The 26,085-nt window shown below is 69.7% G+C and carries 24 protein-coding genes; 7 read left to right on the top strand and 17 right to left on the bottom strand.

Going from position 1 to position 26,085, the window contains the following annotated elements:
* Nucleotides 1-45: 45 nt before the first annotated feature.
* The 10 genes from G4D77_RS21660 to G4D77_RS21615 form a co-directional block, all read right to left on the bottom strand.
* Nucleotides 46-936, bottom strand: a complete 891-nt coding sequence (locus tag G4D77_RS21660; RefSeq protein ID WP_046984933.1) for a DMT family transporter — start codon at nt 934-936, stop codon at nt 46-48.
* Nucleotides 933-1,928, bottom strand: coding sequence for a LysR family transcriptional regulator (locus G4D77_RS21655; RefSeq protein WP_154833561.1), 996 nt, complete (start codon nt 1,926-1,928; stop codon nt 933-935). The genes G4D77_RS21660 and G4D77_RS21655 overlap by 4 nt, the downstream gene beginning before the upstream one ends.
* Nucleotides 1,925-2,905, bottom strand: a complete 981-nt coding sequence (locus G4D77_RS21650) for a quinone oxidoreductase family protein (RefSeq protein WP_203400419.1) — start codon at nt 2,903-2,905, stop codon at nt 1,925-1,927. Before G4D77_RS21650 ends, G4D77_RS21655 begins: the two co-directional genes overlap by 4 nt.
* A 131-nt stretch (nt 2,906-3,036) precedes the next feature.
* The gene (locus G4D77_RS21645) at nt 3,037-4,155 is read right to left on the bottom strand and encodes a porin (protein WP_016445488.1); all 1,119 of its coding nucleotides are present in this window, start codon (nt 4,153-4,155) and stop codon (nt 3,037-3,039) included.
* A gap of 81 nt (nt 4,156-4,236) precedes the next feature.
* Nucleotides 4,237-5,235 (bottom strand): tripartite tricarboxylate transporter substrate binding protein, encoded by a 999-nt coding sequence (locus G4D77_RS21640; protein WP_012207426.1) that lies wholly within the window; start codon nt 5,233-5,235, stop codon nt 4,237-4,239.
* 46 nt (nt 5,236-5,281) lie between these two features.
* Complete coding sequence (locus G4D77_RS21635) at nt 5,282-6,367, bottom strand: CobW family GTP-binding protein (protein ID WP_154833559.1); 1,086 nt, start codon at nt 6,365-6,367, stop codon at nt 5,282-5,284.
* Complete coding sequence (locus G4D77_RS21630) at nt 6,364-6,753, bottom strand: hypothetical protein (protein WP_154833558.1); 390 nt, start codon at nt 6,751-6,753, stop codon at nt 6,364-6,366. The genes G4D77_RS21635 and G4D77_RS21630 overlap by 4 nt, the downstream gene beginning before the upstream one ends.
* Nucleotides 6,754-6,761: 8 nt before the next feature.
* Nucleotides 6,762-8,552, bottom strand: a complete 1,791-nt coding sequence (locus G4D77_RS21625; RefSeq protein WP_043790064.1) for a hydantoinase B/oxoprolinase family protein — start codon at nt 8,550-8,552, stop codon at nt 6,762-6,764.
* Nucleotides 8,549-10,645: a hydantoinase/oxoprolinase family protein gene (locus G4D77_RS21620; RefSeq protein ID WP_013800699.1), complete on the bottom strand. Its 2,097-nt coding sequence runs from the start codon at nt 10,643-10,645 to the stop codon at nt 8,549-8,551. Before G4D77_RS21620 ends, G4D77_RS21625 begins: the two co-directional genes overlap by 4 nt.
* Before the next feature lie 14 nt (nt 10,646-10,659).
* Entirely contained in the window at nt 10,660-11,520 is an 861-nt protein-coding gene (locus tag G4D77_RS21615; RefSeq protein ID WP_154833557.1) for a fumarylacetoacetate hydrolase family protein, read from the bottom strand.
* A 155-nt stretch (nt 11,521-11,675) separates the two neighbouring features.
* Between G4D77_RS21615 and G4D77_RS21610 the strand changes: the two genes are divergently transcribed.
* Nucleotides 11,676-12,620 carry a LysR family transcriptional regulator gene (locus G4D77_RS21610; protein WP_013800697.1) on the top strand — a complete coding sequence of 315 codons (945 nt, stop codon included), beginning with the start codon at nt 11,676-11,678 and terminating at the stop codon, nt 12,618-12,620.
* An 86-nt stretch (nt 12,621-12,706) separates the two neighbouring features.
* Here G4D77_RS21610 and G4D77_RS21605 read toward each other — a convergent pair whose 3' ends face one another.
* Nucleotides 12,707-13,102: a RidA family protein gene (locus G4D77_RS21605; protein ID WP_016445482.1), complete on the bottom strand. Its 396-nt coding sequence runs from the start codon at nt 13,100-13,102 to the stop codon at nt 12,707-12,709.
* 168 nt (nt 13,103-13,270) lie between these two features.
* Here G4D77_RS21605 and G4D77_RS21600 point away from each other — a divergent pair, with 168 nt between their 5' ends.
* Nucleotides 13,271-14,161: a LysR substrate-binding domain-containing protein gene (locus tag G4D77_RS21600; protein WP_016445481.1), complete on the top strand. Its 891-nt coding sequence runs from the start codon at nt 13,271-13,273 to the stop codon at nt 14,159-14,161.
* Nucleotides 14,162-14,178: 17 nt separating this feature from the next.
* Here the strand turns inward: G4D77_RS21600 and G4D77_RS21595 are convergent, their stop codons facing one another.
* Nucleotides 14,179-15,132, bottom strand: coding sequence for a 2-hydroxyacid dehydrogenase (locus G4D77_RS21595; protein ID WP_154833556.1), 954 nt, complete (start codon nt 15,130-15,132; stop codon nt 14,179-14,181).
* Complete coding sequence (locus tag G4D77_RS21590; RefSeq protein ID WP_012207434.1) at nt 15,129-15,542, bottom strand: VOC family protein; 414 nt, start codon at nt 15,540-15,542, stop codon at nt 15,129-15,131. Before G4D77_RS21590 ends, G4D77_RS21595 begins: the two co-directional genes overlap by 4 nt.
* Nucleotides 15,543-15,673: 131 nt before the next feature.
* Here G4D77_RS21590 and G4D77_RS21585 point away from each other — a divergent pair, with 131 nt between their 5' ends.
* Nucleotides 15,674-16,528, top strand: a complete 855-nt coding sequence (locus G4D77_RS21585) for a LysR substrate-binding domain-containing protein (RefSeq protein ID WP_154833555.1) — start codon at nt 15,674-15,676, stop codon at nt 16,526-16,528.
* A gap of 16 nt (nt 16,529-16,544) precedes the next feature.
* Here G4D77_RS21585 and G4D77_RS21580 read toward each other — a convergent pair whose 3' ends face one another.
* Both G4D77_RS21580 and G4D77_RS21575 read right to left on the bottom strand, forming a co-directional pair.
* Nucleotides 16,545-17,549: a tripartite tricarboxylate transporter substrate binding protein gene (locus tag G4D77_RS21580; protein ID WP_016445478.1), complete on the bottom strand. Its 1,005-nt coding sequence runs from the start codon at nt 17,547-17,549 to the stop codon at nt 16,545-16,547.
* Between the two features lie 51 nt (nt 17,550-17,600).
* Complete coding sequence (locus G4D77_RS21575) at nt 17,601-18,788, bottom strand: M20 family metallopeptidase (RefSeq protein WP_043822119.1); 1,188 nt, start codon at nt 18,786-18,788, stop codon at nt 17,601-17,603.
* Between the two features lie 70 nt (nt 18,789-18,858).
* On the opposite strand from G4D77_RS21575, the gene G4D77_RS21570 reads away from it, so the two are divergent.
* Both G4D77_RS21570 and G4D77_RS21565 read left to right on the top strand, forming a co-directional pair.
* A complete protein-coding gene (locus tag G4D77_RS21570) occupies nt 18,859-19,623 on the top strand; it encodes an IclR family transcriptional regulator (RefSeq protein ID WP_047326467.1) in 765 nt (254 codons plus the stop codon).
* A 163-nt stretch (nt 19,624-19,786) separates the two neighbouring features.
* Nucleotides 19,787-21,205: an RtcB family protein gene (locus tag G4D77_RS21565; RefSeq protein WP_213757735.1), complete on the top strand. Its 1,419-nt coding sequence runs from the start codon at nt 19,787-19,789 to the stop codon at nt 21,203-21,205.
* Nucleotides 21,206-21,220: 15 nt separating this feature from the next.
* On the opposite strand, the gene G4D77_RS21560 is transcribed toward G4D77_RS21565, so the two are convergent.
* Entirely contained in the window at nt 21,221-23,191 is a 1,971-nt protein-coding gene (locus G4D77_RS21560; RefSeq protein ID WP_133073712.1) for a sigma-54-dependent Fis family transcriptional regulator, read from the bottom strand.
* 322 nt (nt 23,192-23,513) lie between these two features.
* Between G4D77_RS21560 and exaC the strand changes: the two genes are divergently transcribed.
* Both exaC and G4D77_RS21550 read left to right on the top strand, forming a co-directional pair.
* The gene (exaC, locus tag G4D77_RS21555; protein ID WP_012207447.1) at nt 23,514-25,037 is read left to right on the top strand and encodes an acetaldehyde dehydrogenase ExaC; all 1,524 of its coding nucleotides are present in this window, start codon (nt 23,514-23,516) and stop codon (nt 25,035-25,037) included.
* A gap of 67 nt (nt 25,038-25,104) precedes the next feature.
* Nucleotides 25,105-25,479, top strand: coding sequence for a DUF779 domain-containing protein (locus G4D77_RS21550; RefSeq protein ID WP_016450901.1), 375 nt, complete (start codon nt 25,105-25,107; stop codon nt 25,477-25,479).
* Between the two features lie 18 nt (nt 25,480-25,497).
* Here the strand turns inward: G4D77_RS21550 and G4D77_RS21545 are convergent, their stop codons facing one another.
* The gene (locus G4D77_RS21545) at nt 25,498-26,085 is read right to left on the bottom strand and encodes a peroxiredoxin (RefSeq protein ID WP_016445472.1); all 588 of its coding nucleotides are present in this window, start codon (nt 26,083-26,085) and stop codon (nt 25,498-25,500) included.

Below are 26,085 nucleotides of genomic sequence, written 5' to 3'. Positions count from 1 at the left end.
GTATCCCGCCTTTGCGCATGCCCTGCCCGCGGCTTGCGGGACAAGCTAGCGCCCCTGGCGCGCCAGCCACACGCCGGCTGCCGTCAAGGCCATGCCCGCCAGCGCCAGGCCGCCCAGCGTCTCGCCGAACATGGCCCAGGCGATCAGGGCCGTGGCCGGCGGCGTCAGGTAGAACAGGCTGGCCACGTGCACGGCGCCGCCGCGGCGTATCAGCAGGTTGAGCAGGCTGACCGCGCCCACGGACAGCACCAGCACCAGCCAGCCCAGCGCGAACAGGAATTCGCCGCTCCAGCGCACCTGCATGGTTTCGGTGGCCAGGGCCAGCGCCCCCGTCGCCACCAGGCAGGGCAGGTACTGGATGACCGAGCCCGTGCGCAGATCAAACGAGGGGCAGAACCGCTTCTGGTACAGCGTGCCGGCCGTGATGCCGGCCAGCGCCACCACGGCCGGCACCAGCATGGCCAGCAGGGCATGGACCGGCACCGAGGCGATCTTGCCCGCCACCACCAGGGCCACGCCCGTGAAGCCCAGCGCCAGCCCGGCCCACTGCCGGGGCCGCACGGACTCGCCCAGCAAGGTGCCGGCCACCAGGGCCGTGATCAGCGGCTGCAGCCCCACCACCAGGGCCGTCACGCCCGAAGGCAGGCCGTGGGCGATGGCCGTGAACACCCCGGCCAGGTACACGCCATGCACGAACAGCCCTGACACGCCAATGTGCAGCCACTGGCGTGCCGACCGTGGCCAGGGCGCGCGCAGCACCAGGGCCACCGCCGCCATCAGCACCAGGACGATGGCATAGCGCAGCGTCAGAAAGGTCAGCGGCTCCACATAGGGCAGGCCGAACTTGGCGCCGATGAAGCCCGTGCTCCACAGCAGCACGAACAGCCAGGGAAGCAAGGCGGCCGCCAAGGCGGGCGGCGAGGGTCTTTGGGTCATGTAGCGGATGCGCAAGACGATAGGGGCGGCGCCAGTGTGTCATGCCCCGTGCGCCAGGGGCTGCGCGTGGCAAACCACCGCACCAGGCAGTCGCGCAGCGCCGTCATGGCCGCGCTGCTGAACGCCGCCGAGGGCCGCACGAAGTAGATGCCCGAGGCGCCATCCAGGCGCCATTGCGGCAGCACCCGCACCAGCCGGCCTGCGGCCATGTGCTCGCTCATCAGCCAGTCGCCGCCGGCCAGAATGCCCACCCCCATAACGGCCGCCGTGAGCAGGGCCTCGCTGTCATTGCTGACCATGGGGCCGCGCACCAGCACCGTGTGCCGGGTCTGGCCCTGAGGCACATCGCCCGATGCGCCACCGTGCACCAGCTCCCATTGCGGAAACGATTGCAGCCCCGTGAAGCCCAGGCAGCGGTGCGCCGCCAGGTCCTCGGGGTGCGCGGGCGTGCCGTGGGCCTGCAGGTAGGCGGGCGATGCGCCCAGGATGCGCTGGTGCCCGCCCAGCCGCAGCGCCACCAGCCGGCTGTCCGCCAGCCGGCCTATGCGCACCGCCGCGTCGAAGCGCTCGCCCACGATGTCCACGAAGCGGTCCGCATACTCCACCTCCAGCACGATCTGCGGATGGGCCAGCGCAAACTCGGCCAGCAGCGGGCTGAGCCAGCGCCGTCCCATGGCGGCCGGCAGCGACAGCCGCAGCCTGCCCCGCGCCTGCGAGGCGCCCTGGGCGGCCTCCTTCTGGGCATCGGCGATCAGGCCGGCCGCCTGGCGCACCTTGTCCACCAGGCGCAGGCCCTCGTCGGTCAGGTGCAGATGGCGTGTGCTGCGCTCCACCAGCCGCACGCCCAGCCGGGTCTCCAGCGCGTTCAGGCGTTTGGACAGCACGGACGGATGGCGCAGCAAGGCCCGCCCCGCCGCAGCGAAGGAGCCTTGTTCATGCAGCGCCACCAGGGCCGCCAGTTCATCGGCGTGCTGGCTGTCCAGAAGGTTCATGGGGTCAGGATGATCGCACCTTGGGAGCGTCCCTGCTCCAGATCGCCATGCGCCTGCGCCACCTCCGCCAGCGCATACCGGCGCCAGACGCCGGGCACGATGATGCCGGCCGCCACGGCGGCCAGCACGTCCCGTGCGCGCTCCTGGTACTCGGCCGCCGTGGCAGTGTGCGCGGCCAGCGAGGGGCGCGTGAGGAACAGCGAGCCCTTGGCATTGAGCGTGGCCACCGAGATGGGATCGGGCAGGCCGGAGGTCGCGCCGAAGGACACCAGCAGGCCGCGCGGGCGCAGGCAGTCCAGCGAGGCGCCCAGCGTCGTGCGGCCGATGGGGTCGTAGACCACGTCGGCCTTCAGGCCCCCGGTGGCCTGCAGCACCTGAGCCGGCAGCGTGGCCGCATCGAACACGAAGACCTCGTCGCAGCCGGCCGCCCGCGCGCGCTCCACGCTGGCTGCCTTGGACACCACGCCGATCACCAGGGCGCCCAGGTGCCTGGCCCAGGCGCACATCAACTGGCCCAGCGCACCGGCGGCGCCATAGATCACGATGCGGCTGCCGGGGCCCACGGCATGGGTGGTCTTGAGCAGGTACTGCGCCGTGATGCCCTTGAACAGCACGGCCGCCGCCGCGTCGTCAGGCAGCGCATCGGGCAGCTTCACCAGGCGCTCGGCCGGATACAGGCGGGCGCTGGCATAGGCGCCCAGCGGCCCCGTGGCGTAGCCCACGCGCTCGCCCACGGCCACATTCGTCACGCCCTCGCCCACGGCGGCCACCCGCCCCGCGCCCTCCAGCCCCAGGCCCGAGGGAAAGTCGATGGCGACAGCGCCCTTGCGCTGGCTCACGTCCAGCGGGTTCACGCCGATGGCCGTCTGCTCCAGCCAGACCTGGCCGGGGCCGGGCGCCTGCACCTCGACCGGCTCCAGGCGCATGGCGTCGGGGGTGCCTGCGGCGTCCATGCGGACCTTGATCAATGGGTTCATCTCGCTGCTCCGTGAAATGGGTGCAGCGTAGAAGAAGCGATTGAGGGCAGCAATAAGCCGGCGTGCAGTTCACTGCTGCATGGGGTGCAGCAATGACCACGAACCAGCGCGCACGCCGCCCACGCTGCCCGTCAGAAGTCGTGCCGGATGCCCAGCTCGAAGGCCGTGGAGGCGCGCCCGCCAAAGTAATTGGCCGCGGCCGGATTGCCGCTGACAGCCGCACCCCCGGCAATGGCGAAGGCCGCCCCATTGCGGTTGGACATGCGGGCCGCATGCGCGTACAGCGCCGTGCGCCGCGACAGCGAGTGCACATAGCCCAGCGCCCACAGGTCGGCATCGCTGGCGCTTTGCGCCGCCGTTGCGCCCGTCTGGTCGGCCTTGACGTAGCTGAGCTTGACCACGCCGCTGCCCACGGGAACGCTCATGCCCACCAGGGTGTTGACCGTGCGGTCCACGCCATGCACCCAGCGACGCTGGGCCAGGCTGGCCTTGAGCCAGCCGAAGTCGTAGGAGACGCCGTAGCTCTGGTCCTTGAAATGGATGCCGCTCAGGGTGTTGCGCGTGGTGAACTGCGCGCCCGCCACGTTCCAGCCCGCGCCCGCCCAGCCCAGCCGAAAGCCGTTGCCGCGCGTCTGGCCTGCCGCGGTGGCGCCCTTCTCGCCCAGGGTGGCGATCAGGCTGCCGGACACGCCCTGCAGCCCGCCCAGGCCGGCCGGCAGGAAATACTCCACCGCATTGCTCACGCGCAGCGTGGGATTGGCCGCCTGCGACTCCGGCGCCGTGCCGAAGGCCTGGCCCAGCGCGCGGGAAGCCGTGAATGAGCGAAAGCCATTGGCGCTGCCGATGCCCAGCGTGGCAAACGGATCGAAGCCGCTCCACACCAGGTGCGTGGGCACCCAGTCCCGCCCCAGCCGCAGCTCGCCCCATTGGCGCGAGGCCAGGCTGACCGTGGAGCGCCGGTCCCAGAACGGGCCGCTGGCGCCCATGGCGCCGGTGTCGGCCAGCAGGCTGCCGTCCAGGTAGAAGCCCGCGCTCAGGCCGTCGCCCAGGTCCTCCTGCCCCCGCAATACCAGCTTGCTGGTGGAGTTGGCGCCGCTGGCCTGCGAGGTGACCGTGCCCAGGCCCTGGTTGCGCACCTGCCTGACGCTCACATCGACGGTGCCCGAGATCGATACCGAGGACTGCGCGCCCGCATGCGCGGCGGCCAGCCCCAGCGAGGCGGCCAGGGCCTGGCGTATGAATACCTGCATGTTGTCTCCTTGTGGTTTTTTGCTTTGCTTTGCTTTGCTTTGCTTTTGCTCTTTCTCGGGCGTGTGCCGGTGTCTGCCCGGCTACTCGGGCTTGAAGCCCGCGCCCTTGAGCAGCGCGGCGCTCTGCGCCACATCGGCGGCGATGAAGCGCTTGAACTGCTCGGTGCTCTCCGAAACCGTGTCGATGCCCAGGCTCGCGAAGGCGCCGGACCTGGCCAGCTCGGCCACCGCCGCGTTGGAGGCCTGGTTCAGCCGCTGCACCCGGTCGGCAGGCGTGTCCTTGGGCGCCCACAGTCCGTACCAGGAGGTGTAGGCAAACCGCGGCAGGCCGCTTTCCTGCATGGTGGGCACCTCGGGCGCCAGCGGGCTGCGCTTGCCGGAGGTGATGGCAATCGGCCGCACCTTGCCGGCCTTGGCCAGCGGCAGCACGGAGACCATGGAGTCGAGCAGCAGGTCCACATGGCCGCCGCCCACATCCACCAGCGCGGGCTGCGTGCCCTTGTAGGGCACGTACTCGAGGCGCATGCGGCCCTGCTGGGCCAGCAGCAGCGTGGCCAGGTGGCTGGGTGCGCCCACGGCGGGAATGGCCGCCGTCCACGTGCTCTTGGCGCCTGCGGCCAGCACCTCGCCCAGCTTGCTGTGGGGCAGCTGTGGCGAGATCACCAGCATCAGCGGCGCCTCGCCCACGCGCGCCACGGGGACAAAGTCGGTCTGCGGGTCATAGGGCGGATGGGCCAATACCTGCTTGGCCAGCACATGCGTGGCGGCCGAGAACAGCAGGGTGTAGCCATCGGGGGCTGCCGCCAGCACCGCACGGCCGCCCACCACGCCGCTGCCGCCCACGCGGTTCTCGACGATGACCGTCGTGCCCAGTTGCTTGCGCAACTGCTCGGCGAACAGGCGCGCCGCGCTGTCCACGCCGCCGCCCGCCACGAAGGGGACGATGACCTTGACCATCTTGCCCGGCTCGGGAAAGGCGGCGGGCGCACTGGACGAGGCCATGCTGGCGATGGGCAAGGCAGCCAGCGCACCCAGTAAGGCGCCCAGCACCGGCCCCTTCAGCCGTGTCAGAGTTTTCATGCTTTGTCTCCTGTTTCTTTTGAAAATGGGCCGGCCGTTGCGTGGCTCAGCCCGGGTCCTGATTCGGCGCGCGCCGCCTGTGCCTGCGCACCAGCACGCTCAGCGTGTCGTCCAGGGCCTGGGCATCCAGCCCCCGCGTGATGAAGACGATGCGCGTGCGCCGGTCGGCACCCGGCCAGCGGGGCAGCGTCTGCGGCGGGGCGAACAGGTGCTGCACGCCATGGATGACCAGGGGCTGGTGCGGGTGCTCCTGCAGGTGCACGATGCCTTTGACGCGCAGCAGGTCATCGCCGCGCATGGCCGTGACCCAGTCCATCCATTCGCCGAACGCCTGCGCGGGCAGGGGCTCGTCGCGCTGCAGCACAAAGGACGAGATGCCGTCGCGGTGCGCGCCTGCCGGCGCTGTCACCGGAGCTGTCACCGGAGCCATGGCCCGGTAGCCGGGTGCCTGGAGCATGCCCGCAGCGGCGTCTTCCTGCCCCGTCGCGCCTTCCGACATCAGCCGCTGCAGCAGCGCCACATGGTGGGCGGGGTCCATGCCTTGCGGCGCCTCGCCGTTGATGGCCTGCACCTGGGCCAGCAGTTGCGCAGCGGGCTGTGCGCCGCCCAGCAAGTCTGTCTTGGTCAGCAGCACCAGGTCAGCCACAGCCAGCTGCCGCACGGCTTCGGGATAGCCTGCCAGCGTGGCGCTGCCCAGCACGGCATCGACCGTGCAGGCCACGCCGGCCAGCGCATAGCGCGCCCGCACGGCGGGCTCGCCCAGGAAGGAGCGCAGTATCGGCCCCGGGTCCGCCAGGCCGCTGGTTTCGATCAGCACGCGGCGCGGCGCGCCCTGTTCGCGCAGGGCCAGGCGCTCCAGCGCCTCCACCAGATCGCCGCGCACGCTGCAGCACAGGCAGCCATTGGCCAGCAGCACCGTGTCCTCGCAGGCCAGGCTGGTCAGGTCCTGGTCGATGCCGACCGCACCGAACTCGTTGACGATGACGGCCGTCCCGTGCAGGTCCGGCAGCGCCAGCAGCCGGTTGAGCAGCGTGGTCTTGCCGCTGCCCAGAAAGCCCGTGAGCACGGTGACCGGAATGCGCTGGCCCGCCGCTTCGGGCAGGGCCAGCAGGCTGGAGAAATGCCCGCTCATGACGCCACCCCGCCCTGTACCCCGCCCTGTGCCCCACCATGCACCTCGGCGAACGAGCGCAGCGTGCGCTCCAGCCGCGCCAGCGCCCACTGCGCCACGGCCTGCGGCACCTCGTCCGAGCCCAGCGCATCGAGCAGGCCGCGCAGCGGCTGCGCGCCCTGCCCGGGTGCGGGCCGGGCACGGAACCAGGCCGCCACCTCGGGCTGCTCGCAGCGCTCGCCCCCGTCCTGCAGGTAGTCCACGATGTCCAGCTCGAAGTCCTCCAGCCGCAGGCTGATGCCGCCCGCCCCGCAGGCGCAGGCACCGCCCAGCGCGACATGGCGCAGCGCCAGGGCGCACCACAGGTCCCAGAGCCGGCCGGCCTGCAGGGCGTGGTCGGAGGCCATGGCCGTGCTCACTGCCCGTCCCAGGCCACGGCCGAGGTTGCCGTTGCGGCGGACGGAGACCTGCCGCTGCGCAGCGCCTGCGTGCCCTCGTGGTCCACCTGCCCCTGGCTGTCCAGCGCCACGCGGTAGACCTCGCGGGCCACCTGGGCGCTCACATAGCCTTCGCGCACGTCCTCGGCCACCTTGTCCAGTTCGCGCGCCAGCGGGTCGCCAAAGCCCCCGCCGCCGCCCGACAGCATGCGGTAGGCATCGCCGCGTTCCAGGCGCACGTTGAAGATCTTGGCGTTGGCGTGGTCGGTCTTCCACTCGCCCTTGTGGCGCACGGCCAGGCCGTTGCCCATGGCATCGCCGCCGCCCTCCAGGCCCCAGGGCTTGCAGTGCACGCGGTCGATGCGCGTGGTGACGGTGAAGGGCGACAGCGCCTGCACCACCATCTCCGCGCCCAGGCCGCCCCGGTACTGGCCCGCGCCGGCCGAGTCCTGGCGGATCTCGTACTTCTCCACCAGCACCGGGTACTTGGCCTCGAGCTGCTCGGTGGGGCTGTTGTGGGTGTCGCCGTCATTGATGCAGACGGTGACGGACACGCCGTCCTCGCGGCTCTTGGCGCCCCAGCCGCCGCCCAGCGGGCCGATGCCGACGATGAACAGCCGCCCGTCCTCGGGCGAGATGCCATGGATGTTGGGAAACACCAGGTCCGCATGGTGGCCTGCGATGGAGCGGTCGGGAATCGCCGGCGCCAGGGCCTTGAAGATGGTGTCGATCACCGTCATGGGGAAGGTCATCCACACGCGCATGGGATACGGCCTCTCGGCGCTGATCACCGTGCCCATGGGCATGATCACCTTGAGCGGCCGGAAGCTCCCGTCGTTGACCGGGTAGTCGGTCGGCGTGGTGAGGCATTTGTAGGCCACCTGCGCGCAGGCGATGCCCGTGGTGAAGCCCGAGTTGTAGAAGCCGCGCACCTGCTTGGAGACATCCGACAGGTCCACCGTCATCTCGTCGCCCTGCACCGTGACCTTGACGCGGATGGGAATGCGCTTGCCGATGTCCAGCCCGTCGTCGTCCATGAAGGACTCGGCCTCGTACACGCCATCGGGAATCGACAGCGTGTTCTTGCGCGCCACGGCCTCGCTGGAATCCATGATTTGCGCGATGGCGCCGTTGACCGCATCCACGCCATAGCGCTGCAGCAGTTCCACATAGCGGCGCTCGCCCGTGGTGATGGCCGTGATCTGCGCGCGCAGATCGCCCAGGGCCCGCTCGGCCAGGCGCACGTTCATCGCGATGATGTCGATCAGGTCCTGGTTGACCTCGCCCTGGCGCTGGTACTTCATGATGGGGATCTGTATCCCCTCGCTGAAGATGTCCGTGGTGACGTTGCCCAGCGTGCCGCCCACGTCCAGCCAGTGGGCCATGCAGCAGGTGAAGCCTTCGAGCCGGCCCTCATGGAACACCGGCATGGTGAACGTGAAGTGGTTCAGGTGGCTGCCGGTGGTGTAGGCATCGTTGGTGACCAGGATGTCGCCGGGCAGGATGTTCTCGTAGCCGAAATGGCGGATCTTGGCCTTGACCGTCTCCGACATGCCGCGGATGAACATGGGCAGGCCCAGGCCGATGGACACCGTGTCGCCCTCGCGCGTGAACAGGCCGACCGTGAAGTCCAGCGCCTCGTAGATGATGAGGTTGTAGGCCGTGCGCGTCAGGTTGGTCTTCATCTCCTCCGTGACGGCGTACAGGCCGTTGCGGATGATCTCGACGGTGACCGGATCGACGGGCCTGGAGTCAGTGGGGTGGTTCATGTGCGGTCGCTCCCGATGTCGATTTGCAGATTGCCCAGTTCGTCCACGCGCAGCCGGTCGCCGGGCTGCACGACGGTGGTGGATGCGTGTTCCTCGATCAGCGCGGGCCCCGCGATCTCGTTGCCCGCCAGCAGGCGCTCGCGCAGATGCACCGGCGTGTCCACCCAGCCGCTGGAGCGGAAATAGACGGGCTTGACCGTGCGCACGGAGGCACGGCTGGGCTCGGCGCTGCCGCGTTCCACGCTGTGCCTGGGCGGTTTCTTCATGGTGCCCAGCACGGTGACGCGCAGGCTCACGAGGTCGGCCGGCTCCTGCGGGGCCGAGGTACCGTAGCGCACCTTGTGCAGCTCGTCGAACTGGCGCTTGATGGCCGAGCGGTCCCTGCCCTCGAAGAAGGCCATGGGCAGGTCCACGGTCACCGCATGCTCCTGGCCCACGTAGCGCATGTCGGCGGCGCGCTCGATCACGATGCCGTCCGGCGCGATGCCGGACTGCGCCAGCGCGGCGCGGCCCTCGTCCTCCATGCTCTGGTAGGCGGCCTCGATCTCCTCGAAGGACACCTCGCCCAGCTTGCGGAATACCGAGCGCACATAGTCGTAGCGCAGGTCGGAGAACAGCATTCCGTAGGCCGAGAAATAGCCGGGCGCATAGGGGATCAGCACCTTGCGGATGCCGATCTCGCGCGCAATGGCCGAGGCGTGCAGCGGCCCCGCGCCGCCGTAGACGACCATGGTGAAGCTGCCCGCGTCCAGGCCGCGCTCGGTGGTCACGGCCTTGACGGCATGCGACATCTGCGTCACGGCGATGCGCAGGATGCCGTCGGCCGCCTCGGTGGGCTCCAGGCCCAGCGGGGTCGCCACGCGCTCGGCCATCTGGCGCTGGCAGGCGTCCATGTCCAGCTGCAGCTCGCCGCCCAGGAAATGCTCCGCGTCCAGCCGGCCCAGCACCAGGTTGGCGTCGGTCACCGTGGGCTCCAGCCCGCCACGGCCATAGGCCACGGGACCGGGGATGGAGCCGGCGCTCTGCGGGCCCACGCGCAGCGCGTTGCCCGTCTCCACGCGGGCGATGGAGCCGCCGCCCGTGCCCACTTCGTGGATGTCCATCATCGGGATCTGTATCGGCAGGGCCTGCTCGTAGCCGCCGATCAGCGCCGAGCCCGTGGTCAGCGGCCGGCCCTCGCTGATCACGCCGGCCTTGGCCGTGGTGCCGCCCATGTCGAAGGCGATGGCGTCGCCCATGCCCAGTTGTGCACAGATGGCCTGGGCGCCGATCACGCCGGCCGCCGGACCCGATTCGAGCATGCGCACGCAGCCCACCTTGGCATGCTCGACGGGGAACAGGCCGCCCGTGGACTGCACGATGTAGAAGTCGCCCTCGAAGCCCTTGCCGCCCAGGTGGTTCTCCAGCTGGCCCAGGTACTGCGACACGCGCGGCCCCACATAGGCATTGGCCACGGCGGTGGACACGCGCTCGAACTCGCGGTACTCCTGCGACAGCTCGTGCGAGGCGCAGACAAAGGCGCCCGGCATCTCTTCCTGCAGGATCTGCTTGACGCGCTGCTCGTGCGCCGGATTGCGGTAGGAATGCAGCAGCAGCACGGCCACGGCCTCCACGCCCTGCCCTGCCAGCTCGCGGGCCAGCTCGCGCACGGCCGCCTCGTCCAGCGGCTTGTGCAGGCTGCCGTCGGCGCGCAGGCGCTCGGACACCTCATGGCGCAGCGAGCGCCGCACCAGCGGCTGGTGCTTGTTGAAGAACAGGTTGTAGGCATCGGGCCGGTTCACGCGGCCGATCTCGTAGATGTCGCGAAAGCCCTCGGTGATCAGCAGCGCGGTGTGGGCGCCATTGCGCTCCAGCAGCGTGTTGATGGCAATGGTGGAGCCGTGCAGGAACAGATGGCCGTCGCGCCAGTCGATGCCCGCGCTGTCTATCGTGGCCTGGATGCCGTTGACCAGCTCGCCATGCGTGGACAGGGCCTTGCCGAACAGCAGCTGGCCGCTGGCCTCGTCAAACGCCGCCATGTCGGTGAAGGTGCCGCCGATATCGACGGCAATGCGCAGCCGGGGCCGCTGCGAAATCGCTTGTTGGTTATCCATGAATTTCTCCGGAGTCAGACGGCAGCGCTATCAGTGCCGATACGGTTGCGCAGCACGCCCAGGCCCGTGATCTCGACCTCGACCACATCGCCATGCTTCATGTACAGAGGCGGCTCGCGGCGGTCGCCCACGCCGCCCGGCGTGCCCGTGGCGATCACGTCGCCGGGCGACAGCGGCGTGAAGCGCGACACATAGGCCACGATGGTGGGGATGTCGAAGATCAGGTCGCCCAGGCTGGCCTGCTGCATCACGCTGCCGTTCAGGCGGGTCTGCAGCGCCAGGCTGCGCACGTCGGCCACCTCGTCGCGCGTGACCAGCCAGGGGCCGAAGGGCGCCGTGACGGGAAAGTTCTTGCCGGGCGTGAACTGGTGCGTATGGCGCTGCCAGTCGCGCACGCTCACATCGTTGAAGCAGGCATAGCCGGCGATGTGGTCGAAGGCATCTTCCTTTGCAATGTGGCGCCCGCCCCGGCCGATGACGAAGGCCAGCTCGCCCTCCCAGTCGAAACGCTCCGAAAAGGCCGGGCGCAGCAGCTCGTCGCCATCGGCGGCCAGGCTGTCGTTGAAGCGCAGGAACAGCGACGGGTGCTCACTGTCGGCGCGCCGCGTCTCGGCCACATGGGTCTTGTAGTTCAGGCCCACGCAGATGAGCTTGCCGGGGTTGGGGATGACGGGCAGCGCCTGGGTCTGCGCCGCATCGACGGACACGGCGCCGGCCTGCAGGGCCTGCTCCAGCTCGCCCAGCGCCTGTGCGCGCAGCACAGACAGCAGGTCGGGATGGCGGGCGAGAAAGTCGGCGGGCGGCAGCAGGAAGCGCTCGGCCAGAACCTGCCCGTAGCGGGGCTGTCCGGCATGGATGAAGCTGGCGAGTTTCAACGGATTTTCCTTAGGTTCGGTGTCTGGAAAACCTGCCACGGCAAGGCCGCTGGCAAGGCATGACTGCACTGTAGAAATCCGTTTGATATCTGGATAGATAGAATTTCAGGCTTTCAGAATTGCCTCATCAGGCATACCTCAACCGGGTAACCACCATGCACCTGCCCAGCGTCAAGCTCTTCCTCGAGGTCTCCGAAGCCGGCAGCATCAGCAAGGTCGCGGCACGGCGGCACACCGTTCAGTCGCACATCAGCCGGCAGATCAGCGAATTCGAAGCGTCTCTGGGCGGCCCCTTGCTGCGGCGCACGGGCCGGGGCGTCACGCTGACGCCGCTGGGCGCGCGGGCCGCGCTGCGGCTGCGCAGCTGGCTGCAGGAAACCGAGCAATTGCAGGAAACACTGCGTGCGGACGCAGGCCAGCTATGGGGAGAGGTGCGGCTGGGCATCGTGCCCTCGGCCGCGCACCCGCTGATGACGCATGTGTTCGACTGGCTGCAGCGCGAGCACCCCGGCATACGCCTGAACATCACCGAGGCCCAGGGAACGGAGCTCGATGCGCTGCTGGACAGCGGTGCCGTGGACCTGGCCATCCTCTTTCGCTTCGCACGCCCGGCCGGCGGCGACGAGCGGCTGCTGAGCACCGCGCACAGCTATCTGGTGTCGCGCCCTGGCGACCCCTTGACCCTGGCGCCCACCACGGAGTTCGCCGCGCTCGACGGCCTGCAGCTGGTGCTGCCGCGCCGCCCCAGCCATTGGCGCGACGCGCTCGATGAGGCCGCGCACAGCCACGGCTTTCGGCTCGCGGCGGCGGCCGAGGCCGACTCGCTGACCGTGCAAAAGGAACTCGTGGCCCACGCGCCCGGCCTCTACTCGGTGATCGGCCCGTATTCCATCGATGCCGAACTGCGCCAGGGCCGGCTGCAGGCCAGCCGCCTGGTCAACCCCGGCCTGGTGCGCCATGTGACGCTGGCCCTGCCCCGGCACGGCAAGCTCACCCAGGCCTGCCGCGTGGTGGGCGATGCCATCGAGGCCTTGACGCAGGCCTGGGGACAGCAGCTGTCGCCGGGGCCGCTGAGCACCTCGGGACTGCTCGGCGGTTGAAGGGATCAGATATCGGCCCCATCGGCTCCAGTCGTCGGCCATGCACGCCGTGGCCAGGCCATCGGAACAGAACGGCCGCAACCATGTCAGCGGGCCTGGCCATCACGCACGGCTGCAATGGCCTCGATCTCGATCATGGCCGCCGGGTCGTACAGCGCCTGGATCTGGGCAATCGTGTCGGCCGGATAGGGGGCGCCGAAGAACTCGCGGCGCAGGGCGACCACCTCGTCGAAGTGGCCCATGTCGGTGACGAAGATGGTGACCTTGATCACGTCCTTCAGGCTGGAGCCGCCCGCCTCCAGCGCGCGGCGCAGATTGGCAAACGCCTGCCGGCCCTGGGCCAGGAAGCCGCCCGGCACGATGCGGCCATCGTCTCCGGCGCCGGCCTGGCCGGAGATGAACAGCAGCTCGCCAAAGCGAATGCCTTGCGACAGCAAAAACGGCTCGTAGGGGTCGGGTTGCGTGGTGACACGGTGCAGCATGGTTTCATTTCCTTCATCCATCCCCGGCAGGATCGCGCTTGGGGTATGGGTGGACGATAGGGAAGCCGGATGATTGCGACAAAGGTTCATTTGTCAGGCATAAGATGAGTTTTCCTCACCCCATTCCTCACCCCATTCCTCACCCGCCCCTTGCGTCCTCCAGCCCTCATGCAACGCAACCAGCTGCCGCTTTCCGCACTGCGCGCCTTCGAGGCCGCCGCCCGCCTGGGCAGCTTCAAGCAGGCCGCCGACGACCTGGCCGTGACACCCACGGCCATCAGCCACCAGATCCGCGCGCTGGAGGAACAGCTGGGCCTGGCGCTGTTCGATCGCCAGGTACGCAAGGTGGTGCTGACCGAGGCCGGCGCCCAGCTCTATCCGGTGCTGCGCGACGGTTTCGACGCCTTTGCCGCCACGCTGGAGCGCCTGCTGCAAAAGCGCCTGCGCGCCCAGGTCAGCATCTCGGCCACCAATGCGTTCACCGTGAAATGGCTGGTGCCGCGCATGGCCAGCTTCCGCGCGATGCACCCGGAGGTGGACCTGCAACTGCAGGCCTCGGACGATGTGGTGGACCTGCGCTCCCATGCCGTCGATATCGCCGTGCGCTACGGGCGCGGCCCCTATCCGGGCCTGGTGGCCGAGCCCCTGTTCAGCGACCGCTTTGCGCCCGTGGCCAATCCCCGGCTGGGCGTGCTGGGTCCGGCCGACCTGGCCCGCCTGCCGCTGATCCGCTTTGACTGGAAGACGGCGCACGCCAGCAATCCCACCTGGGAGCGCTGGTTTGACGAGGCAGGCCTGGCCTGGAATTCACCGGCGGGGCAACTGCGCTTTTCCGACGAGGGCCATGCCATCCAGGCGGCCATTGCCGGTCATGGCATTGCCCTGGTGAGCCTGGCCCTGGTGGCCGAGGACATTGCGGCCGGCCACCTGCTGCAGCCCTTCGGCCCCTCGATCACCGGCCATACCTACCATCTGGCCGTGGGCGAGCAACGGGAGCCGGGCCCCCATGTGCGCGCCGTCATGGACTGGCTCAGAAGCCAGTCCATGGCCGTGCCATAGCCGTACCGCAGCCGCCCTCAATAGCCCCGCGCCGCGTCCACCGCCTGCGGCAGCTCGCCGCTGGCGCGCCAGCGCCGGATGTTGCCCGCCACGATGGCCGATGCCGTCGCGCGGTCCGTGGGTGCCGAGATGTGGGGCAGCACGGTCACGGCGGGATGCGCCCATTGCCAGGACGATTCTGGCAGGGGCTCCTGCTCGAACACGTCCAGCACGGCATGGGCCAGGCGGCCGCCGTCCAGGGCGGCGCGCAGCGCGGCATCGTCCACGATGGGGCCGCGCGCAAAGTTGATCAGCGAGGCATGGGCGGGCAGCGCGGCCAGCGCCTGCGCGCCGACGATGCCGCGCGTCTGCGGCGTGAGCGGCAGCAGGCATACGAGGATGTCGGTCTGCGCCAGCATGGCGGGCAGCTCGGCATCACCCGCATGGCATTGCACGCCGTCCATCTGCCTGGGCGTGCGGCTCCAGCCGCGCACCTGGAAGCCTGCCGCCAGCAGCCGCTGCGCGGCGGCCTTGCCCAGTGCGCCCAGGCCCAGCAGCGATACCGTCCTGTCCTGCGCGCGCACGCCGTCATGTGCCAGCCATTGGCGCGCGGTCTGCTGGCGGGCATAGCGCGGCATGTCGCGGTGCAGGTACAGGGTCCAGGCCAGCACGGCCTCGGCCATGGTGTCGGCCAGTTGCGGGTCCACCAGGCGGACGATGCGCAGGTCGGTATCGCCCAGTTCGGCCACCAGGCGCTCCACGCCGGCCCAGACGCTGTGCACCCATTGCAGGCGCGGCAGCGTGCGCAGGTCGGCGGGCTGGGGGTTGGCGACGATGGCGACCTCGCAGGCCGCGCGCTGGCCCGCATCCAGCGTATCGAGCGCCACCACGCGCTCCTCGGGCAGGGCCGCCTGCAGGGCCTGCAGCCAGGCCTGGGCTGCCGGATAGCCGGGTGCGCAGACAAAAGGAAGCGGGGGCAGCGAACCGCTCATTTGGCGAAGACCTTGTCCAGGTCGGCGAAGCCCTTGACCTCGATGGGATTGCCGCTGGGGTCGCGGAAGAACATGGTGGCCTGCTCGCCGGGCTCGCCCTCGAAGCGGATGCCGGGCTGCAGCACGAAATCCACCACGCCGCCCGACAGCCGCGCGGCCAGGGCCTTCCAGTCGTCCATGGCCATCACCAGGCCCAGGTGGGGCATGGGCACCATGTGGTCGCCCACGCGGCCGGTGTTCGTGACCGGGAAGGGCTCGCCCAGGTGCAGCGAGATCTGGTGGCCGAAGAAGTCGAAGTCCACCCAGGTCTCGGTGCTGCGGCCTTCCTGGCAGCCGAGCAGCGTGCCGTAGAAGGCGCGCGCTTCGTCCAGATCGCGGACATGGTAGGCAAGGTGGAAGCTGGTGCGCATGGCTGATCCTTTGGTTGTGCTTGTGGTGCAGGCAGGTTCGCAGGCCGTGGCCTGCCGTGGGTGGCGCGAGCCTAGCAGAGGCTTTTCGAAAGTGATAGCGTTGATTTCTTTGCAATCCCCAAGGAAATCTTTTGGAGACCCGCTATCTCAAGAGCCTGATCGCCGTGGTGGACAGCGGCTCCATCGCCGATGCGGCGCGCGCCGAGCACCTGACCGCCACCGCCGTGGGCCAGCGCGTGCAGGCGCTGGAGCGCGAGCTGGGCTTTGCCCTGCTTTCGCGCAGCGGCCATGCGGCCCGCCCCACCCAGGCCTGCGTGGCCCTGCTGCCGCGCGCGCGGCGCCTAGTGCGCGAGGCCGCGCTGCTGGGCAGCGATGCCAGCGCCGATGGCCTGGCCGGCACGCTGCGCATCGGCGCCATCTCGACCGCGCTCACCGGCATGCTGCCGGCCGCGCTGCGCAAGCTCACGCAGGCGGCGCCACAGTGCCGGCCCGTCATCGTGCCGGGCACCTCGCGCGCGCTGTTCCAGATGCTTCAGTCCGGCGAGCTCGATGCCGCCGTCATCGTGGCGCCCCCTTTTGAACTGCCCAAGGCGCTGCGCAGCGTGCAGCTGCGCCGCGAGCCGCTGGTGCTGCTGGCACCGCCCCAGGCGCGCGGCCGGCCTGCCGCGCTGCTGCGCAGCCTGCCCTACATACGCTACGACCCCGATGCCTGGGGTGGCCGCCATGCGGCCGACTGGCTGGCCGACCAGGGGCTGGAGCCTGCGGTGCTGTGCGACCTGGACGCGCTGGAGGCCATTGCCATGCTGGCCGCCGACGGCATGGGCGTGGGCCTGGTGCCGCACTGGACGGGCCTGGAGCGCTTCATGGGCGACTGCCGCATGCTGCCCATTGCGGGCGCCGCCTATGAGCGCGCCATCTGGCTGGTGACCAGCGCCGATCCCGACCTGCCGCGCATGGCCGAGCTGCTGGAGGGTGCACTCGCTTAGGTTGCGGCCTTCGTTCTCAATCCGCCTGCACGTATCCCGTGACGCGGATCATCTCGCGGTACTTGGCGATCTCGCGCGCATAGGCGGCCGCCGCATCGTCCAGGCCCATGGGCTTGGCAACGTCACGGCCGTCGGCCTCCAGTTTGGCGATGACCTGCGGGTCCAGCAGGGCCTGGCCGATGGCCTGGTTCAGGCGCTGCTTGACGTCCTGCGGCGTGCCGCGCTTGACGAAGTAGCCCGCCAGGCTGGCGTACTCGAAATCGCGCAGCGCCGGCACTTCGGTGATGCTGGGCACGGCCGACAGCACCGCAGGCCGGTTGCGCGACAGCACGGCCAGCGCCCGGAAGCGGCCGGTGCGGATCATCTCCAGCATGGACGCCTGGAACGGCATGATGCTGAAGTCGATCTGGCCGCCGGCCAGGTCCTGGATCACGGGCGCCGTGCCCGCATAGGGCGCGTGGGTGAACGGCACCTTCACCACCTTGCCCATGTACTCGGTGATCAGGTGGTAGAGCGAGCCCACGCCCACGGAGCCGTAGGTCAGCGAATTGCTTTCGTTGCGCGAGCGCGCCAGCGCCAGGAACTCTTGCATGTTCCGGGCCGGCAGGCCCGAGCGCACCAGCAGAACCAGGTGGGTGACGGTGATGTACTGCAGGTTCTCGAACGCATCGGGCTGGTAGCGCACGGCCTTGTTGGTGAGCGGCGGCAGGATGAGTTCGTTCTGCGTGCCCTGGAAGAACATGCTGCCGTCGGCCCTGGCGCCCAGCACTTTGGATGCGGCAATCGTGCCCGTGGCGCCGCCCAGGTTTTCCACGATCACCTTGGCCGCCAGTCCCTCGCCTATGGGCTTGCTCAGGATGCGGGCGCTGACGTCACTGGGCCCGCCTGCCGGGTAGGGCACCATCAGGCTGACCGGGCCGGGCGCCGAGGCCGCGGCGGGCTGCAGCAGCAGGGGCGCCAGCGGCAGGCCGGCGGCGATTTTCAGGAGCGAGCGGCGTGTGGGCAAGGCAAGTGGATTCATGAAAGTGCACCAAGCAGTGGCTTGAGGGGGAAGGCGGGAATCAGGCGCGCCCTACCACCGGGCGTGGGGCAGGCGCGCAATGGTGTGGAGCACCGCCAGGCCGCGCGGGACGATGGTGTCCACCTCGCAGTACTCGTCGGTGGTGTGGAACTTGCCGCCCACGGGGCCGGTGCCGCACAGCGTGATGGCGCCCAGGCTGGAGGTCACGCCCGAGTCCGCGCAGCCGCCGCTGAACTCGCCCTCGGCCTTGTGGCCCAGCGCGCCCAGCTCGGCCTGGTACAGCTCGAACAGTTGCTGCGACTGCGGCGTGGGAACGAAGGGGCGGAACTCGCCGGTGATGTTCAGCGTGGAGCGCGTGCCCTGGATGAAGGACTTGTCGCAGATGCAGCGGATGCGGCCCACCAGGGACTCGCGCTGGTCCAGATCGAAAATGCGCAGGTCGATGGCCGCCTTGGCCGACGGCGCCGACGTGTTCACCGACAGGCCGCCCGACACCAGGCCCACGTTGACCGTGACGCCCTTGTCCAGGTCGGTAAGCGCGTCCAGCGCCACCACCTTGTGCGCCAGCTCCGAGATGGCGCTGATGCCCTCGGCGAAGTTGGCGCCCGAGTGCGCCGCCTTGCCCTCGATCTCCACGCCGAAGAACACACCGCCCTTGCGGCCCGTGACCACGTTGCCCGAAGGCCGGCCCGGCTCCGCATTGAAGACAAAGCCCGCCTTGCGCGCAAAGGGCTCGATGACGGACTTGCTCAGGGGGGAGCCGATTTCCTCGTCGCAGGTGAACAGGCCCGTGACCTCGGGCGCGGGCTCCGCGCTGTGGGCCAGCGCAGCCAGCAGGAAGGCGTTCATGACGATGCCCGACTTCATGTCGGCCACGCCCGGGCCGTAGGCCCTGCCGCCTTCGATGCGAAACGGCCTGCGCGCGGCCTCGCCTTCAGGGAAGACCGTGTCGCAGTGCCCCATCAGCAGCACGGGCCTGCCCACGGTGCTGCCCGCGTTCACGGTCACCGAGATCGCCGCCTCCACGCCATCGACGAAATGCGGGCTGACCTGCAGCCCCTGGCTCAGGAAAAAGGCCTCCAGGCGCCGGAACACGCGCGCCACGCCAGGCTTGTCGAAGCTGCCCGAGTCGATGTTGACGATGTCCGCCAGCAGCGAAAGCATGTTCTCCCGCTGGCCCTTGATCCACTCCGACGCGCCGACCGCCCGGTCCGCACTGACAATGGCTTGCTGTGGCATCCGCTGCCTCCGTATTTTTCAATACTTGGTATTGTTATTTAATACTTCAGATTCACAATCAGGTAAAACGATGATCGAAAACGCGTTGTATGTGGGTTCCGTGGGCAAGGCGTTCCGCGTGCTGGACTGCTTCAAGGGCGCGGCGGGCGACCTGAGCCTCACGGAAATCATGGAGCGCAGCGGCCTGGACAAGAGCGCCGCCCAGCGCTACGCCTACACCCTCAGCGCCGAGGGCTACCTGCAGCAAAACAGCCAGACCCGCCGCTACCGGCTGGGCCCGGGCGTGCTGGACCTGACCTTCCACTTCCTGCGCACCCATGCGCTGGCCGAGGCGCTCAACCCCCTGCTGCTGCAGCTGTCCAAGGACACGGAGCAGAAGATCAGCCTGTCGCTGCGCGACGGCGACTGGCTGGTGCACGTGCTGCGCCACCAGACCAGCACCGAGCACTACCACGCCTCGCTCGTGGGCCGGCGCGTGCCCCTGCAATGCACGGCGGGCGGGCGCGCCGTGATGGCCCGGCTGGACGAGGCGCAGGTGGAGCAGTTGCTGGCCCCCGGCCGCCTGGTGGCCAGCACGCCCCGGACGCTGACCACGGCCAAGGCCGTCCAGGCGGAACTGAAGAAGGTGCGCGAGCGCGGCTACGCCATGGTGGTGGATGAATTCATCATGGGCGAGGTCGCGCTGGCCGCCGCCGTGGTCGATGCCGACGGCGTGCCGCTGGGCGCCCTGCACCTGAGCGGATCGTCAAGCCAGTGGGGTGGAGCCGACTACGCGAAGAAGTTCTCGCCCCTGCTGCTCAACGCCATCGCCCAGTACGAGCGGCGCAACGCGTAGCGCCTGCCGTCCAGCGCGGATCCCGCTATACTGCGCCCCTTCTTTCTTGAACGAGCTGCTGCAGGAAAGACGTTTTCCGGGCCTTTGCCGCCCGGGTGTCTTTCATCGTCCGTACACCCATCGGACGCGGCGAGCGCCAACCAGGCCTCGCGGATCTGCAGCCATGAGCACTCCTCAACGACTCCAGCGTGCCTTTGCACGCACGGGCATCTCTCTCGACTATCGCGACGGCATCTACCACGTGCGCGATGGCCAGGCCGAGGCCCACATTCTTCTTCCCGACAGCCTTCCCCTGGAGGACAAGGCCGTGCGCCAGCTGCTGGACTTTGCGGCCGTGCGCCGGCTTGACGGCCAGGGCAGCCACGGCGCCGTCTGCCGCGCCTGCGCCACGCCCGACTTCCATCCGGGCACGGTGGCGCCCGTGGGCAGCGTGGTGGCCACGCCATCGGACTTCGTCATTCCGGCCGCCATCGGCACGGACATCAACTGCAGCGTGCGCCTGCTGACCACGGGCGCACGGCTGGACCAGCTGGCGCCGCACAAGGGCCGGCTGGTAGAACTGCTGAGCGCCAGCCTGCTGGGCAGCGGGCGCGACGTGCCCGTGACCACGGCCGCCTTCCGCGCGCTGTTCGACCACGGGCCGGCCGCCTTTGTGGACCGGCTGAGCGGCCAGGGCCTGTGGGGCCATGTCGACAGGGACCGCCTGCACCGCGAACTGGCCGCCTGCATCGGCCTGGACAGCTTCGCTGGCAGCGCCCGCCACGCGCCCCATGCCTATCTGCAGGAGCGCCATGCCGTGTTCCGCGACCCGTGCCTGGGCACGGTGGGATCGGGCAACCATTTCGTGGAACTGCAGGTGGTCGATGAGGTGCTGGACCGCCACGCGGCCTACCGCGCCGGCCTGCGCGCGGGCGACGTGGTGGTGATGATCCACAGCGGCTCGCGCGACCTGGGCTTTTACGTGGGCCAGGCCTGGATGGACCGCGCCCGGGCCGAGTGGCCGCAAGGCGTGAAGCACCCGGCCAGCGGCCTGTACGGCCTGTCGGGTCCGCTGGCCGGCGAGTACCTGCAGGCCATGGGCGTGGCGGCGCGCTATGCCTGGGCCAACCGCGTGGTGCTGGCCGAGCTGGTGCGCAAGGACCTGGAGCAGATCGTGGGCGCAGCGGATTCGCGCCTGGTGGTCGATGTGCCGCACAACGTGGTCCTGCAGCAAGGCGGCATGAACATCCACCGCAAGGGCGCCACGCCGGCCAACGAGGGCGACTTCGCGCTGATCCCGGGGTCCATGGGCGATGCCTCCTACCTGGTCACGGGCCTGGGCGCGGCCGACTGGCTCTGGTCCTGCAGCCATGGCGCGGGGCGCCGCATGCGCCGCCAGGCCGTGCGCGCGCTGCGGCCCGAAGCCCGTGCAGGCCATTCGGGCGAACAGGGCTGGCAATGCGTGACGCTGCGCGAGGAGCGCCGCATCGAGGAGGCGCCCGAAGCCTACAAGCCCATCGGCCCGGTCATCGAGTCGCAGGAGGCGGCCGGCCTGATCCATGCCGCCGTGAAGCTCAGGCCCTGGATCACCTTCAAGGCCTGAGCACCGGCAGGCGCCTCACTGCAGCCGCAAGCCGTCCGCCGCACGGTCCTGGGCCAGCTTGCGGTACAGCGTCTGGCGGCTGATGCCCAGCATGCGCGCGGCCTGGGTGACATTGCCCCGGCAGTTCTCCAGCGCCTGCCGCACGGCCGAGCGCGAGAGTTCATCCAGGCTCTGCGGCGCAGCGTCGAGCCGGGGGCCGCTGCGGGCGGTCTGCGCCAGCTCGGCCTGGAAGTCGTCGGGCAGGTGCTGCCATTGCAGGCAGTCCTCATGGGGGTCGAGCATGGCGCAGGCCGTTCTCAGCACGCTGGCGCACTGGCGCAGATTGCCGGGCCAGCCATGGCCGGCCAGCTGCGCCAGCAGGGCCGGTGCCATGCGCAGCGGGCGCGCGGGTTCGATGTCGGCCAGCATGCGCGCGGCCAGCGCCTCGAAGTCGCCGCGCTCGCGCAGCGGAGGCAGCTCCACGGCCAGGCCGTTGATGCGGTAGTACAGGTCGGCACGAAAACGTCCCTGGTCGGCATCCTCGCGCAGCCTGCGGTTGGAGGCGCTGACCAGCGCGAAATCGACCGCAACGGGCGTGCCACCGCCCAGCGGCACCACCTGCCGCTCCTGCAGCACGCGCAGCAGCCGGGTCTGCAGCGACAGCGGCATGTCGCCGATCTCGTCCAGGAACAGGGTGCCGCCGTGCGCCTGGCGCAGCAGGCCCGCCTGTCCTTCGCGCCGCCCGCCCGTGAAGGCGCCCTGGCGGTAGCCGAACAGCTCGGCCTCGATCAGCGACTCGGGCATGGCCGCGCAGTTGATGGCCACGAAGGGGCCGTCGCGGCGTGGCCCGCTGTCGTGGGCCGCGCGCGCAAACCATTCCTTGCCCACGCCGGACTCGCCCTGGATGAGCAGCGCAATCGGCTTGCCCAGCACGCGCCGGGCCTTGTCGGCCGCCGCACGCCAGCGCGCATCGCCCGTGTCCAGCCGCGCCAGCGCATCGCGGGGGGCCTGCCGTGTTTCCCCCGCTTGCCGCGCTCCCAGCGCCTCCTGCACTGTCTGCGCCGCCGCCCCCGCCATGATGGTGCGCCGATCCGGCACCAGCTGGCCGAACAGCGCCGTGCCGTCATGGCGCCGCAGCGGCTGGGCCGCATCGGGCTGGCGGTGCTGGCGTGACAGCAGCTCCTGCAGGCTGGCGTCCAGCACCTGGTCCAGCGCCACGCTGCCCAGCTGCGCGTGCGACAGGCGCAGCAAGGCCAGCGCGGCGCGGTTGGCACCCACCACCCAGCCGTCGCCCGAGATCAGCGCAATGCCTTCGCCCACCGTGCCAATGCCTTCGGGCCGCGCGTGCAGGTGCAGGCGGATGTGGCGCTGGCCGTCGCAGGCCATGAGGCGGTTTTCGATCATGCGGGCCGCCGTGCCGACCAGGCCCAGCGTGTGCGGGCTGCCCCGGCCATGTTCGCTGGAGATGTCCAGGATGCCCAGCAGCTGGCCCGTGCCCGACAGGATGGGCGCGGCCGCGCAGGTGAGAAAGCCGTTGCGCTCCAGGAAATGCTCGCCGCCCTGGATTTCGATGGAGTCCATCTCGGCCAGTGCCGTGCCGATGGCATTGGTGCCGCGCTGCGCCTCATGCCAGGACGCACCGCTGGCCAGGGCCACGCGCTCGGCCTTGCCCAGAAAGAAGGGGTCGCCGCAGGTATCCACCAGGGTGCCGCAGGGGCCGGCCAGCACCACCACGCTCTGGCTGCCGCGCACTTGCTCGGACAGGTATTCCATGACGGGCCGTGAATGCGCCAGCAGCGCATGGTGGCGGCTGCGCAGCACGCCCAGCGCATGCTGCTCCAGGTTGTCGGCGGCGCCCAGGCGCCCGGTGGGACGCAGTCCCTGCTCGATGCAGCGCTGCCACGAGCGCGCCAGGCGCTCGTCCACCAGGCCGCTGGGGCAGCGGCCCGACTCCATCAGGCTGTGACGGGCCTGGCGCAAGGCCACAAGGGAGGCTCTCGATTGCATGCTGTCTCCTGCTCGGGCGTCATTGCGCCGCGTTGCGGGCCAGTATGCGGGGCCGGCGGGCACCGGGCAAGCCAAGTGGCGGGTCAGGCGCCCGACTGTTCCATTTCTGGACAGTTGTCCTGTTGCGCAACGTCACGGCACAGGGCGAACGCGCACGGGAATACCCGCAGCAGCCACGTCCCGCGCGCCTTTGCGGGCACCTGCCCTGCGGCCTGCGGGCTGGCACGGCTTTTGAATCATGTCTGCCGTCCGGCCATGGCCGGATATCCCGATCCACACCCGATCACAACAGACCCATAAGCATCCTCAGGAGACAAGCAGCATGACCGTCTACGCAGCACCCGGCGCCGCTGGCGCCAAGATCGCCTACAAGGCCCGCTACGACAACTTCATCGGCGGCAGGTTCGTACCTCCGGTCAAGGAGCAGTACTTCGACGTGGTCACCCCCATCAGCGGCAAGGTCTACACCCGCGCCGCGCGCTCCACGGCCGAAGACATCGAACTGGCGCTGGATGCCGCCCATGCCGCCAGCGACGCCTGGGGCCGCACCAGCGCGGCCGAGCGTGCGAACGTCCTGCTGAAGATCGCCGACCGCATCGAGGCCAACCTGGAGCTGCTCGCCTATGCCGAGACCGTGGACAACGGCAAGGCCATCCGCGAGACGCTGAATGCCGACATCCCGCTGACCGTGGACCATTTCCGCTATTTCGCGGGCTGCGTGCGCGCCCAGGAAGGCGCGCTCAGCCATATCGACGAGACCACGGTGGCCTATCACATCCAGGAGCCGCTGGGCGTGGTGGGCCAGATCATTCCCTGGAACTTCCCCATCCTCATGGCGGCCTGGAAGCTGGCGCCCGCGCTGGGCGCAGGCAACTGCGTGGTGCTCAAGCCGGCCGAGTCCACGCCCATCAGCATCCTGATCCTGGCCGAGCTCATTGCCGACCTGCTGCCGCCCGGCGTGCTCAACATCGTCAACGGCTTCGGCCGCGAGGCCGGCATGCCGCTGGCCACCAGCAAGCGCATCGCCAAGATCGCCTTCACGGGTTCCACCTCCACGGGCCGCGTGATCGCCCAGGCCGCCGCCAACAACCTGATCCCTGCCACGCTGGAGCTGGGCGGCAAGTCGCCCAACATCTTCTTCGCCGATGTGATGGACAAGGACGATGCCTTCCTCGACAAGGCCGTCGAAGGGCTGGTGCTGTTCGCCTTCAACCAGGGCGAGGTCTGCACCTGCCCCAGCCGCGCGCTGATCCACGAAAGCATCTACGACCGCTTCATGGAGCGCGTGCTCCAGCGCGTGGCCGCCATCCGGCATGCCAACCCGCTGGACACCGACAGCATGATGGGCGCGCAGGCGTCCAAGGAGCAGCTCACCAAGATCCTGTCGTACCTGGACCTGGGCAAGCAGGAGGGCGCCGAGGTGCTGGCCGGCGGCGGCCAGGCCCACCTGGGCGGCGACCTGGAAGGCGGCTACTACGTGCAGCCCACGCTGTTCAAAGGCCACAACAAGATGCGCATCTTCCAGGAGGAAATCTTCGGCCCCGTGCTGGCCGTGACCACCTTCAAGGACGAGGCCGAGGCCCTGGCCATTGCCAACGACACGCTCTACGGCCTGGGCGCGGGCGTGTGGAGCCGCAACGGCAACGTGGCCTACCGCATGGGCCGCGCCATCAAGGCCGGGCGCGTGTGGACCAACTGCTACCACGCCTACCCGGCGCACGCGGCCTTCGGCGGCTACAAGGAATCGGGCATCGGCCGCGAGACCCACAAGATGATGCTGGACCACTACCAGCAGACCAAGAACCTGCTGGTCAGCTACAGCGAGAACAAGCTGGGCTTCTTCTGAAGTTCTTCCCAGGTGAATGCGGCCGGCGGCGCGCAGCGCGGCCGGCCGCCCAGGAAAGGACCAACCCATGGTTGACAAAGTGATTGCCACCGACGCCGCGCTGGCGCTGATCGCCGACCTGCAGGCCCAGCACGGGCCGGTGTTCTTCCACCAGTCCGGCGGCTGCTGCGACAACAGCGCCGCCAACTGCTACCTGCCCGGCGAGCTGACGATAGGCGCCCAGGACGTGCTGCTGGGCCAGGTGGGCGGCGCGCCCTTCTACATCGGCAAGTCGCAGTACGAATACTGGAAGCACACCCAGCTCATCCTCGACGTGATCGACGGCCAGGGCGGCACCTTCTCGCTGGAGGGCAGCACGGGCAAGGCCTTCCACACACGCTCCAGGCTGTTCACGGACGAGGAATACGCCGAGATCCTGGCCAGCGAGGGCAACGGCCCCTGACAGGGGCCGCGCGGCGGGCTACTTTCCGGTCAGCCGCTTGACCGCGGCCTCGGTCTGGCGCACATGCTCGTCCGGGTCCGAGCCCATGTGCACGAAGCGGACCTTGCCGTCCTGGCCGATCACGTAGGAGATGCGGTCGGCGCGCTGGGGGTTGGCGGCGGCCGAGGCGTCGTAGGCGCGGATGGTCTGCGCCTGCGGGTCCGATGCCACGGCGAACTGGTCACGGCAGGCCTCGGTGGAAAAGCGCTTGAGCGTATCGATGTCGTCATGCGACATGCCCACCACCGTGGCGCCCATGGCCGCGAAACGCGGCGTGGCCTCGGCAAAGGCGTGGGCTTCCATGGTGCAGCCCTGGGTGAAGGCCTTGGGGAAGAAATACAGCACCACCGGCCCCTTCCTGAGGGTGGCGGCCATGTCGAAATCGAAGGCCTTGCCCGCCACCGCAGCCGGCGTGGTGAAGCGCGGCGCGGTGTCGCCCACCTTGAGCGCTGCCTGGGCCAGCGGCGACAGCAGCAGCGCCGCCAGCACGGGTGCGGCGGCGCGCGCGCAGCGGCGGCCCCAAGAGGTGCGATGGTGGGTGGAATCGCCGCAGCGGATATCGGACAT

It is taken from the genome of Delftia sp. WY8 (assembly GCF_018437695.1).
GTDB classification, from domain to species: Bacteria; Pseudomonadota; Gammaproteobacteria; order Burkholderiales; family Burkholderiaceae_C; genus Comamonas; species Comamonas tsuruhatensis.
This window is presented reverse-complemented; position numbering and strand designations above follow the sequence as displayed.

What these genes read in the sequence shown, in the direction of transcription:
- G4D77_RS21570 (WP_047326467.1), top strand. Translation starts at nt 18,859, where the DNA reads ATGATCGAAAACGCGTTGTATGTGGGTTCCGTGGGCAAGGCGTTCCGC.
- G4D77_RS21650 (WP_203400419.1), bottom strand. Translation starts at nt 2,905, where the DNA reads ATGAACCCATTGATCAAGGTCCGCATGGACGCCGCAGGCACCCCCGAC.
- G4D77_RS21630 (WP_154833558.1), bottom strand. Translation starts at nt 6,753, where the DNA reads ATGGCCTCCGACCACGCCCTGCAGGCCGGCCGGCTCTGGGACCTGTGG.
- G4D77_RS21600 (WP_016445481.1), top strand. Translation starts at nt 13,271, where the DNA reads ATGCAACGCAACCAGCTGCCGCTTTCCGCACTGCGCGCCTTCGAGGCC.
- G4D77_RS21595 (WP_154833556.1), bottom strand. Translation starts at nt 15,132, where the DNA reads ATGAGCGGTTCGCTGCCCCCGCTTCCTTTTGTCTGCGCACCCGGCTAT.
- G4D77_RS21640 (WP_012207426.1), bottom strand. Translation starts at nt 5,235, where the DNA reads ATGAAAACTCTGACACGGCTGAAGGGGCCGGTGCTGGGCGCCTTACTG.
- G4D77_RS21565 (WP_213757735.1), top strand. Translation starts at nt 19,787, where the DNA reads ATGAGCACTCCTCAACGACTCCAGCGTGCCTTTGCACGCACGGGCATC.
- G4D77_RS21620 (WP_013800699.1), bottom strand. Translation starts at nt 10,645, where the DNA reads ATGGATAACCAACAAGCGATTTCGCAGCGGCCCCGGCTGCGCATTGCC.
- G4D77_RS21625 (WP_043790064.1), bottom strand. Translation starts at nt 8,552, where the DNA reads ATGAACCACCCCACTGACTCCAGGCCCGTCGATCCGGTCACCGTCGAG.
- G4D77_RS21655 (WP_154833561.1), bottom strand. Translation starts at nt 1,928, where the DNA reads ATGAACCTTCTGGACAGCCAGCACGCCGATGAACTGGCGGCCCTGGTG.
- G4D77_RS21590 (WP_012207434.1), bottom strand. Translation starts at nt 15,542, where the DNA reads ATGCGCACCAGCTTCCACCTTGCCTACCATGTCCGCGATCTGGACGAA.
- G4D77_RS21575 (WP_043822119.1), bottom strand. Translation starts at nt 18,788, where the DNA reads ATGCCACAGCAAGCCATTGTCAGTGCGGACCGGGCGGTCGGCGCGTCG.
- G4D77_RS21635 (WP_154833559.1), bottom strand. Translation starts at nt 6,367, where the DNA reads ATGAGCGGGCATTTCTCCAGCCTGCTGGCCCTGCCCGAAGCGGCGGGC.
- G4D77_RS21605 (WP_016445482.1), bottom strand. Translation starts at nt 13,102, where the DNA reads ATGCTGCACCGTGTCACCACGCAACCCGACCCCTACGAGCCGTTTTTG.
- G4D77_RS21560 (WP_133073712.1), bottom strand. Translation starts at nt 23,191, where the DNA reads ATGCAATCGAGAGCCTCCCTTGTGGCCTTGCGCCAGGCCCGTCACAGC.
- G4D77_RS21580 (WP_016445478.1), bottom strand. Translation starts at nt 17,549, where the DNA reads ATGAATCCACTTGCCTTGCCCACACGCCGCTCGCTCCTGAAAATCGCC.
- exaC (WP_012207447.1), top strand. Translation starts at nt 23,514, where the DNA reads ATGACCGTCTACGCAGCACCCGGCGCCGCTGGCGCCAAGATCGCCTAC.
- G4D77_RS21660 (WP_046984933.1), bottom strand. Translation starts at nt 936, where the DNA reads ATGACCCAAAGACCCTCGCCGCCCGCCTTGGCGGCCGCCTTGCTTCCC.
- G4D77_RS21645 (WP_016445488.1), bottom strand. Translation starts at nt 4,155, where the DNA reads ATGCAGGTATTCATACGCCAGGCCCTGGCCGCCTCGCTGGGGCTGGCC.
- G4D77_RS21545 (WP_016445472.1), bottom strand. Translation starts at nt 26,085, where the DNA reads ATGTCCGATATCCGCTGCGGCGATTCCACCCACCATCGCACCTCTTGG.
- G4D77_RS21610 (WP_013800697.1), top strand. Translation starts at nt 11,676, where the DNA reads ATGCACCTGCCCAGCGTCAAGCTCTTCCTCGAGGTCTCCGAAGCCGGC.
- G4D77_RS21550 (WP_016450901.1), top strand. Translation starts at nt 25,105, where the DNA reads ATGGTTGACAAAGTGATTGCCACCGACGCCGCGCTGGCGCTGATCGCC.